The sequence below is a fragment of the Carnobacterium jeotgali MS3 genome (genome assembly GCF_000745125.1).
In the GTDB taxonomy this organism is placed as follows: domain Bacteria; phylum Bacillota; class Bacilli; order Lactobacillales; family Carnobacteriaceae; genus Carnobacterium_B; species Carnobacterium_B jeotgali.
Window position 1 is genome coordinate 398,189 of sequence record NZ_JQNF01000010.1, and the last position, 15,039, is coordinate 413,227.

Sequence of the window (15,039 nt, forward strand, 5' to 3'; positions counted from 1 at the left end):
CTCCTAATTAAATAATTTTTTTAAGTAATTAAAATCTTTTTGTTTTATAAATTCATCTACTTTGTATTGAAAATCAACTTTTTCATATATTTCTAAAAATAGTTCATTGTATTCTCTGATTGCTTTTTTATCTACAACAATCATAATAATCAATTGAACTTTTCCGAATTCCCATAAAATTGGATCTTTTAAAATCCCTATACAGATAGAGGAGCGAAAAACTTTTCCGTCCATATTATGTGGTACACATACCCCATTACCAATTTCAGTAGTTGCCATCTCCTCTCGAGCATAAATTGATTCTTTACACTTATCATCTATAAAACTTAGCTGATATAATTTGTCTGTCATTATTGATAAACACTCATCTTTTGTTTTACAGTTTAAATCAGTAAAAAATAGCTCTTTACAAAATAAACTAGAGATAGAAAACTCATTAGATCCATACGTTATAAATTCATGAATTTTTTCTATATCGTTGTTGCTAACAATTGGTGTAATCACTACATCTGGAATTGAATATTTTTTTGACAAAGGTACAGTAGATATAATAATATCAACATCTGTAAATTCTATATCATCCAATTGGTACAGTGCATATACGCCAACAACTTTAATATTCAAGTTAATCTTAGATTGAAGTTTAGCCTTTAATAAAACTGAGGTTCCTAAACCTGTTGTACAAACTACCACGGCTCGTATTTCTTTATTTGATTGAATTGAATCTGCTCTTTCGAGAGCACCACAGAAATGTAACGTTAAAAAACCAACTTCATTGATATCAATCTTAATGTCAAAATTTGTTTCTAGAGAACTAGCTAAAAGTTTTGCTAGTTGCATTGGAAATGGATAATTATCTTTTATTTCTTCAATTAATTCATTGTTAATCGGCATATTTAGCCGGATTCTATGCAATGCACTTTCAAGATGTAAGAGCAAACCATTTTTCAATATAGCATCCTGTCTAAAATCCAATTGATACATTTCATTAATTTCAACTATGACCCTTTCTATTAATTCGCTTTCAGGAGTCTCTAGTCTACTTTTTAATGTGTCTTCACTTACCAACATTCTTTTTTGCCCCAGTAGATGCAAATAAATGTTAACTATTTCATTTTCAGGAATGATTAAATTAATTTTCGTTTCTATTTCTTTGGAAATTGCCTTTGCACACTGGTATTCCTCGGAGTGCTCTTCGATTATATTTGGCTTTTGTTCAACACTGATATTCTGGAATCGGAGCCTTGAAACAGCAATTTCTACGTGAATAATCAGATTTCTAAAACCAATATCCGTTATCGGAATTTGATATTTTCTAATATTCCGGATTACAATTTCTTCAACGGAAACCTTATCGGTTGATGATATGCTGAATATTCTATCTAACTTCAATTCACTTTGCTCAAGAACTAAATAGTCTACAATTAATTGGCGGATGTTTTTTTCTTCTCCTTGTAGTTTTAGTCCCTTATTAGAGATTTTAGCTAGTTGAATGTGATATTTTTGTAAAGTATCTTTTACGCTGTTCATATCCTTTTTTAGCGTTGTCAAACTTACAAATAATTCATCAGCTAATTTTTCTAAGGTGCATTCTTTTTTCTCCATACTTAAAACAGCAAACTTTCTGATTATCCACTCAATACGAGACTGTTGCATGTTTGGAACCAAAGCATCCTTATCTTCATAATCTTTAAAAACTAATTGAATAGATTTTTTTGATTCAAGAGGAATTATATAGCCTTTTCCTCTTGAAGATTCTATACTATCTGTTTTCAATTCTCTTAAAAGCACATTAATATTTTTAATTTCTCGTTGCACTGTTTTACTTGATATCCCTATTTCTTCGGCAATGTAATCGCTCTTAATATATTCATCACTTTTCAATAATAAAGACAGCATTTCTTTTTTTCGATTTGAAAAATCTACCATAGGTTCCGCTCCTCATAAGTATACTTTAATAGTTTTCCAGCATTCATCATAGACTCTTAATGTCTCTTGTCAACGGACATTGCTATATTATAGCCTTTTTCCTCCCATTATTCAGCAATATCATTCCCAGAGCTTCCTATCTACTTTGTTTCATTTTCTATTTAAGTAAAAAAAAGCCCTTACTAGGTTGCTGCTAGAGTCATTGCGCTTGCAAGCATACCAAACAGTAATTAGAGTCTCATTACTATGGTATTAGTCCGAAAATCAAATAACGAGGTAATTTTTTTGTTTAGGGGTACAACATATCGAAGAGAAATAAAACAGTACAAAAAAATAACACTATGAAGGAAATCATTAACTGATTAACCTCTGTAGTGTCATTTTCCATTGCTACTGATGATCTTTTTTGTTAGAAAAATCGATTTTTACCTTATCTTTCTTTAATCAAATTCTTCGTATTCATTTGGATGTTGTCCTTCTACTCTGCCAGCTTCACCTTTATCTAAAGCATCAATTTTTTGAATATCTTCATCGTTTAATGCAAAATCAAAGACAGCAAGATTGGCTTTCTGGTGACTAAAAGAAGAAGCTTTTACAATTGGCATAACCCCATTTTGCAAGTTCCAACGAATAATGACTTGCGCAGGTTCTTTGCCATATTTTTCAGCAATTGCAACAATCGTTTCATTTTCTAATACATCATTGATTTCACGCCCAAAGGGACTCCAAGCTTCCGTAAGAATACCTAATTTTTTATTGGCTTCAACCAACTCTTTATTATTAAAATAAGGATGGCGTTCAATTTGATTTGTAGCAGGAGTAACGCCAGTCTTTTCAATAATGCGTTCAAGATGTTCAGGTAAGAAATTAGATACACCAATTGTTTTAATTAACCCAAATTTTTTTGCATCCACTAATGCTTGCCATGCTTCTTCATATTTGCCTTGTTTAGGTAATGGCCAATGAATCAAATATTTATCAAAAGAGTTAATCCCGATACGATACAATGATTCTTGGATCATCTTGATGGCTTTATCATATTCATGCGCTTTTCCGGGCAACTTGGAATTGATCATCAATTCTTCACGCGGAATAGACGAGCGTCGGATAGCTTCTCCTACCATTCCCTCATTCATATAGTTAGTTGAAGTATCGATAAGTCGATAACCCGCATCAATTGCCGTGAGTACACTGTTCACACCAGTAGCTCCTTGGATATTTACCGTACCAAATCCAATAGCTGGTAAACTTGTTCCATCATTTAATTCGAATTTTTCTATTTTTGTCATCTTACTTTCATCCTTTCTATGAATATTTTACTGCTTCCAGTGTAAAGGAATAATCAATGAGTATCATGTAATATGCTTTGTTTATTCAATATAAAATGAAAAAACAGTCTGTTTGTTATAACTTTTATCATCTTCTAGCAGAATTGTTGGAAGATTTTCATAATGTAAGGATGCTGGTGGTGCTTCAACTTCTCTTGCTCCTTGTTTTCCACCGACAACATGGGGCATTTTTCTTCCTAATGCGCACCCACATCTAGGACTAATTGCTGATTCTGTTTTATGCTGACAGGGTCTACCTGTTAAATGGGCAAAGTACCATTCTCCACTAGGGGTTTCAACTAAAGATCCATGGCCACACTTTTGATGATAGTTCCTTGGAGAGTCATAGGCTGCTAAGAATGCTTCACCCGGTTGAGTTTCGAACTCACCGAAAAGTTCTTCTGAACGAGCAACGACTTCTTGATGGGTATAAACTGTTCCACCTTCTGCAGCAAACAAATAATAGTTCCCAAAAATTTTATAAATGTGGGAGCCTTCAACCAATTTAACATCCGTTCCCTGATAAATGATTTTAGCTGTTTTTGGAGGCAACATTTGCTGGTTAATAGAATACTCGGTAAGTTTAATTCCATTAAACGGATAACAATATTCACGACGATCCCATTCCATTTGAACAAGGTATTTTTCCCGTCTTCATCATGGAACAAAAATGCATCAAAACCAACACCATTTAATTTTATCGGGTCACTCCATTGACCAATATTTTTTTGATGTGTAGTTACTTGTAATACTTTTTTCTTGAAAAAACAATAATTTCTATGAAATACTTGAAGATAACCTATACTGATTATCTAATTATTTAATTTGATTATGTTTAATACACTACTAGTAGTATCTCTTCCCTTTTGCATATGCTATGATAAATACAACTAAACGAAACGACATTTGGAGGAACATATGACTCAATTTATTATTACTACCGAAAGCGGCTCTGACTTATCCTCAGAACTTATCAATCGTTACAATGTACAAGTTATTCCAATGCACGTCACAATGGGTTTGGAAACGCTTGACGATGGCAGCTTTGATGTTGAAGACGTTTATCGTTTTTATGATCAAACAGGCACTTTGCCTAAAACTGCAGGAACGACTCCACAGGATAATAGTAATGTTTTCAAACATATTCTTACTCAATATCCTGAAGCACACATCATTCATATTGCTTATTCAGCAGTAACCACTGTTTCATATAATTCGTGTAATATTGCTGCTCAAGATTTTAAAAACATTCATCTTGTAGACAGCAAGAATGTTTCAGGTGGATTAACTGCTGTCATTGTTGCAACAGCAAAATTTATCGAAAAAAATCCAGCTGCTACAGCTGAAGAGATTGTGTCTTTTGTTGAAGATGTTCGCGAGCGAACTCGTTTCGTTTTCTTACCTCAGTCTTTGCTTTACTTGAAAGCGGGAGGACGAGTTTCAAATGTAGCTTATCTTGGTGCTTCTCTTTTAAATCTTCACCCTACAATTATTTTAAAAGATGGATACTTGGTCGCTTCTAAAAAATATCGTGGATCCTTTGATCGTTGTTTGAAAAATACTATTAAAGACTTCCTAAAAAATTATGATATTGATCCAGAAACAGTGATTATTGGTGGCACAAAAAGATTGAGTGAAGACCATAAACAACTTGCTACAGTACTGTTACAAGAAGCCGGTTTCAATAACTTCTCATGGTTCACTGCTGGATCCGTTATTTCAAGTCACGGTGGTCCTGGAGCTTTCGGTATTATTGGGATTGAAAAAAGACAACTTTCTTAATTTTTCCTAACACAAATCAGATAAAGAGACAGCCAATTTTAGTACAATTATTGGTTGCCTCTTTATCTTTTTTATTAGTATAATCTTTATCGGCTGAAATTCATTCTATGATAAACTAACATTAAGGAACTTTATAGTATTAATGTTAGTATCCTATTAGAGGTGCTTTAACTAACGAAAGGAGCTGATCAAAATATGCATATCACACTAAAAAAGAATTGGCCCTATTTGATAACGGCTTTTGGAATAATTGCTTTATTTGTATTCCTACCCGTTCAATCGGTAGTCGCTATTGAATTGCCAGATGCTACATCTGATTTTTACTATTATGATGAGCCGAACATTTTAACCCCTGATACTAAAGAACTGATCATGAATATAAATGATACTTATGAACAAACAGTTGAAAAACCTCAAATTGTTGTAACCGTCATTGATTCATTAGATGGTGAAACCATTGAAAACTATAGTGCTGCCTTATTCGAAAAATGGAAAATTGGAAATACTGACTACGATAATGGTGTCCTCATCTTACTAGCTTTAAAGGAACGAGAAATTCGTTTCGAAGTTGGCTACGGTTTAGAAGGCATTCTAACAGATGGAAAAACAGGAAAAATATTAGATAATAACATAACTTATTTAAGCAACAATTTATTCGATAGTGGGCTTCAACAGATATTTAGAGCTACTGCAATAGAAGTAGCTACCGAATACCAGTATGATATTGAGGCAACTTTAGCTTCTAGTAATTCAAAAGTCATTGAAACGCTCAACACTACACCGCGTGACAAGGGTTTTATTCCATCTACTATTCGTTTTTTTAAGAGTTTAAAACCCTTTAATGTGCTTATTATTATTGTGGGTATAGCTTTTGCTGTTTTCACCCCTGGTAGTGGCGGCGGTTCAAGTGGGCGTAGAAATAAATCCGGTTCTGGAAGAAATAGGAAATCAAGCAGACGCTCTGGTGGCGGTGGTCGTTCTGGCGGTGGCGGTTCTAGTCGGAAATTTTAAATGAATATTTCGAACGAACTTAACGACTAACAGTCTTATTGACAGATTATCTGATAATTTATTACCATGATGAATTTGATAACGATTGTTTTTCTGCCGAGTAAATCTAGAATATACCGTAAATATTTTTTTAGGATTATGACTCAACAAAAAACCGTTGCTCACATCTGTAAGCAACGATTTTTCTTTTATCTCTAAATTTATAAGATAGCTTTCTTTATTAATTCTATCTCACTAATTCACTTACTTCTACTTTTTCATGCCAAGAAGTAGCTGTGCGTTCTACTACTTTGTTTAAACTTTCAATATTTTCTCTGCCTTCTGATTGAAGCCATTTTCTAGTAGCGTCTTCTCCATTTGCTACAAAGTGGTGAACACCATTTTTCCATGTTGCTCTTCCACAAAGAACACCACTAAAAGTAGAACCTGCTTCTTTTGCAAATTCAAGCGTCTCTTGGAATAAGTTTGCAGACACACCAGCACTAAGAAAAATAAACGGTAACTGTGTTGATTCACTTTGTTCTTTAAAATAAGCTGCAGCAGTTTCTTTTGTATAAACAGCTTCTTTCCCAAAACCTTCAACTACATCCATGTTGACAGGTACTTCTACCTTTAACACGTCAACTTTATATTGAGGTTTGGAAAATTCTTTCATCATATCGATTACTTTACGAGGTTTAACTTTTGCATAGTCGTTAGAATTATTATCTTGAATAGTTTTATCATAAGACAGTAGTTCTAAATAGAACGGGATATCTTCTCCAAAACATTCGCTTCCTAAACGTTCTACAAAAGCATGCTTTTGATGGTTTATTTTAGGTTCCTCATTTACATCATAATAAAGCAAGAATTTGATTGCATCTGCACCTTTATCTTTTAAGCCCTTTACTGACCAGTCTTCTAACAAGTCAGGTAATCGTCCAGGAATTGTCACGTCATAGCCTGTTTTTTCATAGGCTAATAGTAATCCAGCTTCAGCATGGCGAGCATCAGCTGCTTCTATACCAAACTCAGGATCCAATAAAATAGAAGAAGCATATGGCGTTAATTCTTCAGATACTAATTTTTTGAATTCAATAATGAGTTCATCAGTTGGTTCTTGACCTTCTGCTTTAATCATTTTTTTTAAAGCACCGCGTTGATCAATAGCTAAAGCTTCTATAAAGCCTTCTTTAGTAGATAAACGATCCATTGCTGCCTTTTTTGCTTTTGAAATTTTTAGCATTTTCTTCATCCTTTAGTTATCATTTTTGTAAACAGATACACCATTTAAATAGGTTTCATGTAACTTCAATTGAGGATCTATCACTAAAAAATCCGCATCATGACCAGCTTGTAAACTGCCACAACAATCATCGATATGACAGCTTCTTGCTGGAATGATAGAAGCCATTCGAATTGTCTCTTCAATGGTTGCACTATCCCAATCACAAACATTTCTGACAGCATCCATCAATTTCAGAACACTACCAGCTAGGCTTCCATTTTCTTTTAAACGAGCTGCTCCGTCTTTTACTTCAACTGGAAAGTCTCCTAAAGTGTAATCTCCCTCAGGCATTCCACCAGCTCTCATACAATCGGTGACTAAAACAATATGTTCTGGCGTTTTTGCTTTTATTAAAACATCTGCCGCTGCTGGATGGACATGGTGTCCATCACAAATCAACTCAGCAAAAGTATCTTTTGTTGTCATAGCTGCTCCAACCATTCCAGGTTCTCTGTGGTTCATACCACTCATTCCATTGTATGTGTGAACAAAGATTGAAGCACCAGAAGAAACAGCTGTTCCAGCTTGTTCATATGTTGCAGAACTATGCGCCAGGGCAACAGTTACCCCTTCTTTGACTACATTTTCGGTAAAGTGAACTGCTCCTGCTCTTTCTGGAGCAATAGCAATTTTCTTTATTAAGCCCTTTGATAATTCTTGCCAATGATGAAAAATCTCTAGATTAGGATCTTGGAAGAACCGAGGATTTTGCGCCCCCTTGTGTTCTTCTGTAAAAAAAGGTCCCTCAAAGAAAATACCACGAATTTTAGCTCCTTGTACTTCTTGATAGTGATCCCCGATTGTCCGACTCACTTGATTTAAAGTTTCAATATCTGAAGTCAGTGTAGTAGGTAAAAAGGACGTTACACCACAACTTAATAACCCTTTTGATATTGCCTTGAGGCCTTCAAAGTCATTGTCCATCACATCATGACCCATAAATCCATGAATATGTGTATCCACAAGGCCAGGTGTAATCCATTTTCCTGAATAATCAAGAACTTGCTCATTTTCATTAGGTAATTCCTTTATATACGACCCAAACTTTCCATCTTTAACCGCTAGATAGCCTTCACCTTTTATTCCACTCGGCAAGAAAAACCGGCTCGCGTATATATAATAGGTTCCCATCTTTTCATCCCTTTTTTTGATTAGTCCTTGTACTCGTGTATCGTTACACCTTTGACTACTCGATTAACCGTTCCAGATTTAGAAGGAGTATCCGGTGTATTAGTCACTTTAATAGAAGCTAGTAACGAAACGGTCTGTGCTGCCATGATAAATGGCAACGCAAGATAAGCTTCTGGCAAGAGCAAATGCTGGTTATCAAAATCAATTGTTGTACCAGAAAAATTTTGTCCTTCAACAGGCTGAGCTATCGCTATTGTTTGCATAGCAATTTGATCCTGTTGTATTTCTTCTAAAATATCTAAATCATATTTACGGGTATAGGGGTCATTGCTTACAAAAACAAAGACCAGCGTTTGTTCATTTACAAATGATTTAGGTCCATGGCGGAATCCCATAGAGGAGTCAAACATTGTTGCAATTTTCCCAGCTGTTAATTCTAATACTTTTAGCTGTGCTTCACGTGTTAAACCTGCTAAGCTGCCGGATCCTAAATAAACAATGCGATTGAAGTCAACCGCTACTAATTTATCTAAGTTTCCTTCATGTTCAATCACTTCTTTGCCCATTTTAGTTGCAGTCATCACATAACTTTCTTTATCAGCCACAGAGGACTGATCAAAAACCAGTAATGCAGTCAATGTCATACAAGTAAAACTTCCCGTCATAGCAAATCCTTGATCATTTGATCGTTCAGGCATTAGTAACAATAAATTTTCTTTATCTGTGGCTGCTGCTTTTGCTAAAGCTCCATCTGCTGCACAAGTAATGGTGATGTGTCGAATATTTTTCACGACTTTATTCGCATTGGAAACTGCTGTAACACTTTCAGGGCTGTTTCCACTTCTTGCAAATGAAACCAATACCGTCCAATCATTTTCATGCAGATAATCTTTTGGGGAAGAAACAAGGTCCGTTGTTGGAATACTTTCAAAAATAAATGAATCTGTATCTCCCGCATTATTTAAGTATGGTAGCACAGTATCCCCAACATAAGCCGATGTTCCTGCTCCAGTAAAAACTACACGTATTTTACTAGAGGACTCTTTTTTTATTTGTTGCAAAAAAGAGTCTATTACATCTTTTTTATCTTGATAGTTATCCCAGGCTTCTTCCCAAAGCCCAGGTTGTTGTATGATTTCTTGAGTCGTAATCGCTGCTCCAAGATCCTTTAATTCATTTTGTGATTTAGTAAATAGTTGCACGTTCATTTCACTCCAATCTATTCATCTTCTTCATCAAAATCATTTGCTTCTAATAAATCATTTACTTTGATGATGCTCTCTTTCGTTTCCTCTAAAACTGAAAGCGGATTGCCAATCAATGTTGCATTTACAAAACTAATGATCATTGGCAAGTTCATACCCGTATATAGATCAAAATGAGCACCGTTCATAATTTTTTTTGAAACGATGTTACAAGGAGTGCCACCCAATAAGTCAGAGAATACAATATAATCTCCCTCTAACGAATCAGCTACTGCATCAAATTTCTCAGTAAATTCTTTTTCACCTTCGTGTGGCAATAAAGATACCGTGAAAATATTTTCTTGTGAACCTAGTATCATTTCTGCACTCTTCTTTAATTCTGTACTGAAATCTCCATGGCTTACGAGTATCAAACTTTTCATTCTATTCATTCCTTCACTTGATTCTTATTTTGAAATCACGCCTAATGCAGATAAAGCGATAGAAACTATTAATACAATAAAGATAGCTTTAGTAGAGGTGATATTCTTTTTACCTAATAACCAATAGACAGCTCCAACGATTACAGCTGGTAACAGACGAGGCATAATCATATCAACGTTATTTTGTACATCAACAACTAAATCGCCAATCATAGGTGTCCAAGATAAACGAACATTGATCATGGTTGCTACTAAAGCACCAACCATAAATACACCTAATAATGTAGCTGCATCTGTGATAGCTGTTAGTCGACTCTGCATGGTTGTAACAAGTGATACTCCTTCTTTATGAGCAATTTCAAGTTGTTTCCAACGGAAGAACATTACCGCAAAGTTAACGATCATCCATATAAATGCGCCTATTGGGTTTCCGCTTACGGCCATATTAGCTGCTAATGCTCCAAAAATAGTTGGCAATAAAGCTCCGAAAATTGAGTCTCCAATTGCAGCGAATGGTCCCATCAAACCAACTTTAATCCCAGCAATTGATTCTTGTGCATCAATACCTTCTTCTTCTTCAATCGCCATATCAATCCCTGTAACGATTGTATTTAAAAAGTTACTTGTGTTGAAGAATTGAGCATGTGTTTTCATCATTGCTTTCAACTCTGGTGTACCATCACCATACAATTTTCTTAATTGCGGTAATATCGTATACAGATACCCAGATCCTTGCATACGTTCGTAATTCCAACCAAGTTGAAATCCAAACAAACTTCTTCTATTAATTTGGTTAAAGTCTTTTTTGGTCAATTTATAATTAGATTTCGTCATCTTCTATTTCCCCTTCCTCTGATGCAGAATTAGTTGTGTGTTGCGTTTTTGGGGCTTCTGTTGTTCGTTTATATTCTTTAAAAGCAAAGGCAAAGCCAATCAATGCAATAGCTAACATTGGCATACCTGTAAATGTATTTGCAAATCCGTCTACTACACCTGCTACAGATCCGCCAAGTACTTGAATATTTCCAAATACTGTTGTTAACAATGCGGTAATAACAAATCCTAAAATCAAGTACGGCAGGTGTTTTTTCACTGGTAAGTATCTTAATAAGATAGCAAACCCAACTGCAGGTAGAACAGCACCAGCTACAGCTAATCCATTACCTAACCACAACAATTGATTGTTTAGAACGCCTACAATAGAATTAACAAAACTTCCACCTAGACTCAATGCTAATAAGACTGGAACTGCTCTTGATAATGACCAAGAAAGAGCACCCATAAGATAATTGCGTTCAATGCCTTTGTAGTCCATTTCTTCAATTTTTGTATCAATACGATGTGCAAAGAATGTATTTGCAAATCGTCCTAGGATATCCATTTGAATCATTAATCCTGCTACTGGAACTGCGATTGCAGCGATTGCTTGCTCCGGATTCATTCCAATTCCTACTGAAAAAGCTGTAGCCAAAACGGTACCAGAGTTAGCATCAATTTTTGATGAACCCCCAAATGTACCTATACCCAAAACGGTTAATTGCATACTTCCACCAATAATAAGTCCAGTTGTTACGTCACCCATAATTAAACCCGCTACTAATCCGGCAAATACCGGTTGAGCAAGCCCAGTATAAACTTGCAATTCATCTAAAATTTGATACCCTGCGTAAAGCGTTAATAATATTATCTGCCACCATGCTACTGCCATTATTTTTCCTCCTCTATCTATCTTTATTTATTAAATATGTTGTTTTAACAAGTCCATAAATTTCTCTTCACGATCATTTGGCACCATTTGCGATACCAACTCGACACCTTTTTCATCAAGTTTTTTAAAGTTTTCAATATCTTCTTCTATAACGTTAATCGATCTTGTAATAGATTTTGAGTCATCCGATTGAGACATATTCCCCACATTAATTTTTTTAATAGGTACCCCTAATTCCACCAGTTTTAATAAACGATTTGGTTTCTTTGCAATAATCAGCAATCGTTGTGAATCATATTTTCCAGCCAATATATTTGTAGCTGCTTTTTCAATCGACAAAATACTTAATTTAACCCCTGCTGGAGTAGCCAATTTCAAACCACTTTTTTCAATTGCATTCGTCGTTACTCCATCATCTACAACCATGATTCTGTTAATACCTAATTTTGTAGTCCAAAGATTTGCAACTTGTCCGTGAATCAATCTTCCATCTATTCTTACTGCTGTGATACTCATATTACTCTTCCTCCTTATCCATTTTTTTAAATTTTGGTTCTTTTTCTAAACTTATTGTCTCTGACCAAATACCTTCTGTTTCAAAAACAATAATCTCATTTTCTCCCTTTTTAAAGAGAGATTTTGGAGCATATAAAGACAGTGTCGGTCCTACATTCCAGAATCGTCCAATATTAAACCCATTTACTAGGACAATTCCTTTACCAAATAATTCCATGTTGATAAAGGTATCTTCTGGTGTATCAATTGTGACCTTATACTGGTAAAAAGAAGGTGCATTCTCTTTCCATTCTTCATTAAAATCTATCGTTAACGGTTTCAAAAAATCTAAACTGTACTGTTCCCAATCCGTAATAAAGTGCAAATCAGACATGACACCTCTTCGAATTCCTTTTTGTTGTGTATCTGCTAATAATTTATGCCCATAATTGACACGTCCCATATTTTCTACTAATACATCTAGCTGATTAGAACCCGCTATAGGTGAACCGTATATTTTTTCGCCAATTTCTTCTTGGTACTGTGTAGCAATTTTTTCTTCATTCAGGAAAAAGTGTACTCGATCGCTTCCGTCTATTACACGGTAAAATTCTTCGTCACTGTCTTTTGTTACAAAACTTCTATATAACGTGTAGCCATATTGCTGTCCTAATGCTTCCATTGTTTTTGGGTATTTTGATTCTTGTTTATCCGCAATACGATCGATAATAGAAAGCAGGTTTACTTTTCCAACAACTGGAACATCCGTGATGCTCATACTATTTTTAACTAGCGGAGAATGTTGTTCAATCCCTGGAAAACTTTCTTTCATCATTTTTTGCAAACTATCGTATTTATTCGTTGGATTTCCTTGTTCATTTAATGGTGCATCATAGTCATAAGACGTTAATTGAGGTAAATCTTTTCCTAATCTTGCTGAACAACCATTCATGAAACCAAAATTAGTTCCGCCATGAAACATATAAAGATTTAGGCTTCCAATTTTTAATGCTTCTTTTACATCATTTGTTAAATCTTGTGCATCTCTTTTTATGATGGGATCATTCCAGCGATTGAACCAACCACCCCAATATTCCATACACATTAAAGGCCAATTTTTTCCTTTTGATTCATGAAACTCTTTCAAATTTTTAAAATTTTCTTTTGATTGGGAGCCAAAATTTCCTGTGGTCAAAATATCAAGATCCGTCATTGTTCCTGCTTCTTGAGTTGCTTTCCAAGCTCCGTCTGATGTGAAAATTGGAACCGTTACGCCCAATTCTAGCATTAACTCATAAAGTGTTTTCAAGTACTCCTTATCTTCACCATAAGACCCATATTCATTTTCTAACTGCATCATAATAACCGGTCCACCTGAAGTTACTTGTAACGGTACAATTTGTTCAAAAAGTTTTTTATAATAACTAGAAACTTTTTCAATGAACTGTGGATCAGAAGAACGAATGCGCATATTTTTATAAGTGAGTAACCATGCAGGCAGTCCTCCAAATTCCCATTCTGCACAAATATAAGGAGACGGTCGAAGAATTACAAACAAACCTAATTCTTTTGCTGTTTGAACAAATCGTTGAATATCTAACTGACCAGAAAAATCATATTCTCTTTCTTTAGTTTCATGTACATTCCAAGGAATATAGGTTTCTACTGTATTAAACCCAAGGGCTTTTAAATTGTATAATGAATGGTACCAATCCTCAGGGAGAATTCTAAAGTAATGAATAGCTCCTGATATAATTTTAAATGGTTCACCATTTAGTAAAAATTCTTCTTTCACTTCAAATGTATTCATTAGGTTCCCCTTTCTTAAAACGTTTACATTTAATATATTAATATACTAAGTTGCTTTCTGTCAATCATTTTTTAGTAAAAAAGAAAAAAATTTACTAAAGAAAGAAATAATTGGTAAAATTCCTTTTTTTAAGTTAGTATATTAAATAAATGGTATAGCAAGGAGAAAAGCATGAGAATCCCAAAGTATCAACAAATTAAAGATGATTTACTCAAAAAAATTGAAGTTGGAGAGTTTAAACATGGCGATCGTTTTTATAGTGAAGCAGAGTTAGTAAAAATTTATAATGTCAGCTCAATTACCGTTATTAGAGCCATCCAAGAGTTAGCAAATGATGGTTATCTTGTCCGCTATCAAGGAAAAGGGACGTATGTTTCACGCTCACGGAAACGGAAACTGGTTGGATTCTCAGATATAGAAGTTTATTCTGGCGAACCAGAAACCGTTGAAGTCTTAAGTATGAAGATTCAAAAGGATGAGGAAAAACGAAAAGAACTACAATTAAGAAAAAAGGAAGATTATTATGAAATTATTCGCTTGAGAAAAGTTAATGATGATCCTTTTTTATTGCATCTTTCGTATATTCCCAACAAGTTTATTAAACAGGACATTCCAAGTCTTGACTATTATGATTCCATTTATAATCGCTTTAAAGATGATTTCAATATCTACATGTACGACGAAGAATCGAAAGAAACCAATGAAATTTGTTTTCCTACAGATGACTGGGTTGCTGAATTATTAAAAATGGGAACAAACGAACCTACTATCAGACAAGAAAAGAAAACTATTTTACAAGATGGAACTGTAGCTGAAGTCGTGATTAGTTACAAAAAATGGAACTATTATAAGATAGAATTGACTTCATTCAAAAACCCGAATTAAAGAATAGCGGGCTCCACGGTTAACATATATAGAAAGCTAAAGAGCTGTCTTCTTTTAATTAGCTTA

General features: G+C 34.5%; 14 protein-coding genes. 3 read left to right on the forward strand and 11 right to left on the reverse strand.

Features of this window, described 5'->3' with window-relative positions:
- Positions 1–3: 3 nt before the first annotated feature.
- From BP18_RS09425 to BP18_RS09435, 3 genes are all read right to left on the reverse strand, one after another.
- Positions 4–1,929, reverse strand: a complete 1,926-nt coding sequence (locus BP18_RS09425) for a BglG family transcription antiterminator (protein ID WP_029276676.1) — start codon at positions 1,927–1,929, stop codon at positions 4–6.
- 440 nt (positions 1,930–2,369) lie between these two features.
- Positions 2,370–3,218 carry an aldo/keto reductase gene (locus tag BP18_RS09430; RefSeq protein WP_007721885.1) on the reverse strand — a complete coding sequence of 283 codons (849 nt, stop codon included), beginning with the start codon at positions 3,216–3,218 and terminating at the stop codon, positions 2,370–2,372.
- Positions 3,219–3,299: 81 nt separating this feature from the next.
- Entirely contained in the window at positions 3,300–3,887 is a 588-nt protein-coding gene (locus BP18_RS09435; RefSeq protein ID WP_007721886.1) for a family 43 glycosylhydrolase, read from the reverse strand.
- Positions 3,888–4,175: 288 nt separating this feature from the next.
- On the opposite strand from BP18_RS09435, the gene BP18_RS09440 reads away from it, so the two are divergent.
- A complete protein-coding gene (locus BP18_RS09440; protein ID WP_007721888.1) occupies positions 4,176–5,039 on the forward strand; it encodes a DegV family protein in 864 nt (287 codons plus the stop codon).
- 195 nt (positions 5,040–5,234) lie between these two features.
- Positions 5,235–6,050 (forward strand): TPM domain-containing protein, encoded by an 816-nt coding sequence (locus BP18_RS09445; protein ID WP_007721890.1) that lies wholly within the window; start codon positions 5,235–5,237, stop codon positions 6,048–6,050.
- Between the two features lie 226 nt (positions 6,051–6,276).
- On the opposite strand, the gene lacD is transcribed toward BP18_RS09445, so the two are convergent.
- The 8 genes from lacD to BP18_RS09485 are packed head-to-tail and all read right to left on the reverse strand — an operon-like array spanning position 6,277 to position 14,088.
- Positions 6,277–7,275, reverse strand: a complete 999-nt coding sequence (gene lacD / locus BP18_RS09450) for a tagatose-bisphosphate aldolase (RefSeq protein WP_007721892.1) — start codon at positions 7,273–7,275, stop codon at positions 6,277–6,279.
- A 12-nt stretch (positions 7,276–7,287) separates the two neighbouring features.
- Complete coding sequence (gene nagA, locus BP18_RS09455; protein WP_007721893.1) at positions 7,288–8,448, reverse strand: N-acetylglucosamine-6-phosphate deacetylase; 1,161 nt, start codon at positions 8,446–8,448, stop codon at positions 7,288–7,290.
- Positions 8,449–8,468: 20 nt separating this feature from the next.
- On the reverse strand, positions 8,469–9,650 hold the full coding sequence (locus tag BP18_RS09460) for an SIS domain-containing protein (protein ID WP_007721895.1): 1,182 nt from the start codon (positions 9,648–9,650) through the stop codon (positions 8,469–8,471).
- A 17-nt stretch (positions 9,651–9,667) separates the two neighbouring features.
- The gene (locus BP18_RS09465; protein WP_007721897.1) at positions 9,668–10,075 is read right to left on the reverse strand and encodes a PTS sugar transporter subunit IIA; all 408 of its coding nucleotides are present in this window, start codon (positions 10,073–10,075) and stop codon (positions 9,668–9,670) included.
- Between the two features lie 24 nt (positions 10,076–10,099).
- Positions 10,100–10,909 carry a PTS system mannose/fructose/sorbose family transporter subunit IID gene (locus BP18_RS09470; protein WP_007721899.1) on the reverse strand — a complete coding sequence of 270 codons (810 nt, stop codon included), beginning with the start codon at positions 10,907–10,909 and terminating at the stop codon, positions 10,100–10,102.
- Entirely contained in the window at positions 10,896–11,783 is an 888-nt protein-coding gene (locus tag BP18_RS09475; RefSeq protein ID WP_007721901.1) for a PTS mannose/fructose/sorbose/N-acetylgalactosamine transporter subunit IIC, read from the reverse strand. The genes BP18_RS09470 and BP18_RS09475 overlap by 14 nt, the downstream gene beginning before the upstream one ends.
- Positions 11,784–11,813: 30 nt before the next feature.
- Positions 11,814–12,299, reverse strand: coding sequence for a PTS system mannose/fructose/N-acetylgalactosamine-transporter subunit IIB (locus tag BP18_RS09480; protein WP_007721903.1), 486 nt, complete (start codon positions 12,297–12,299; stop codon positions 11,814–11,816).
- Between the two features lies 1 nt (position 12,300).
- On the reverse strand, positions 12,301–14,088 hold the full coding sequence (locus BP18_RS09485) for a glycoside hydrolase family 35 protein (RefSeq protein ID WP_007721905.1): 1,788 nt from the start codon (positions 14,086–14,088) through the stop codon (positions 12,301–12,303).
- 171 nt (positions 14,089–14,259) lie between these two features.
- Between BP18_RS09485 and BP18_RS09490 the strand changes: the two genes are divergently transcribed.
- Positions 14,260–14,973, forward strand: a complete 714-nt coding sequence (locus tag BP18_RS09490; RefSeq protein WP_007721906.1) for a GntR family transcriptional regulator — start codon at positions 14,260–14,262, stop codon at positions 14,971–14,973.
- Positions 14,974–15,039 lie beyond the last annotated feature (66 nt).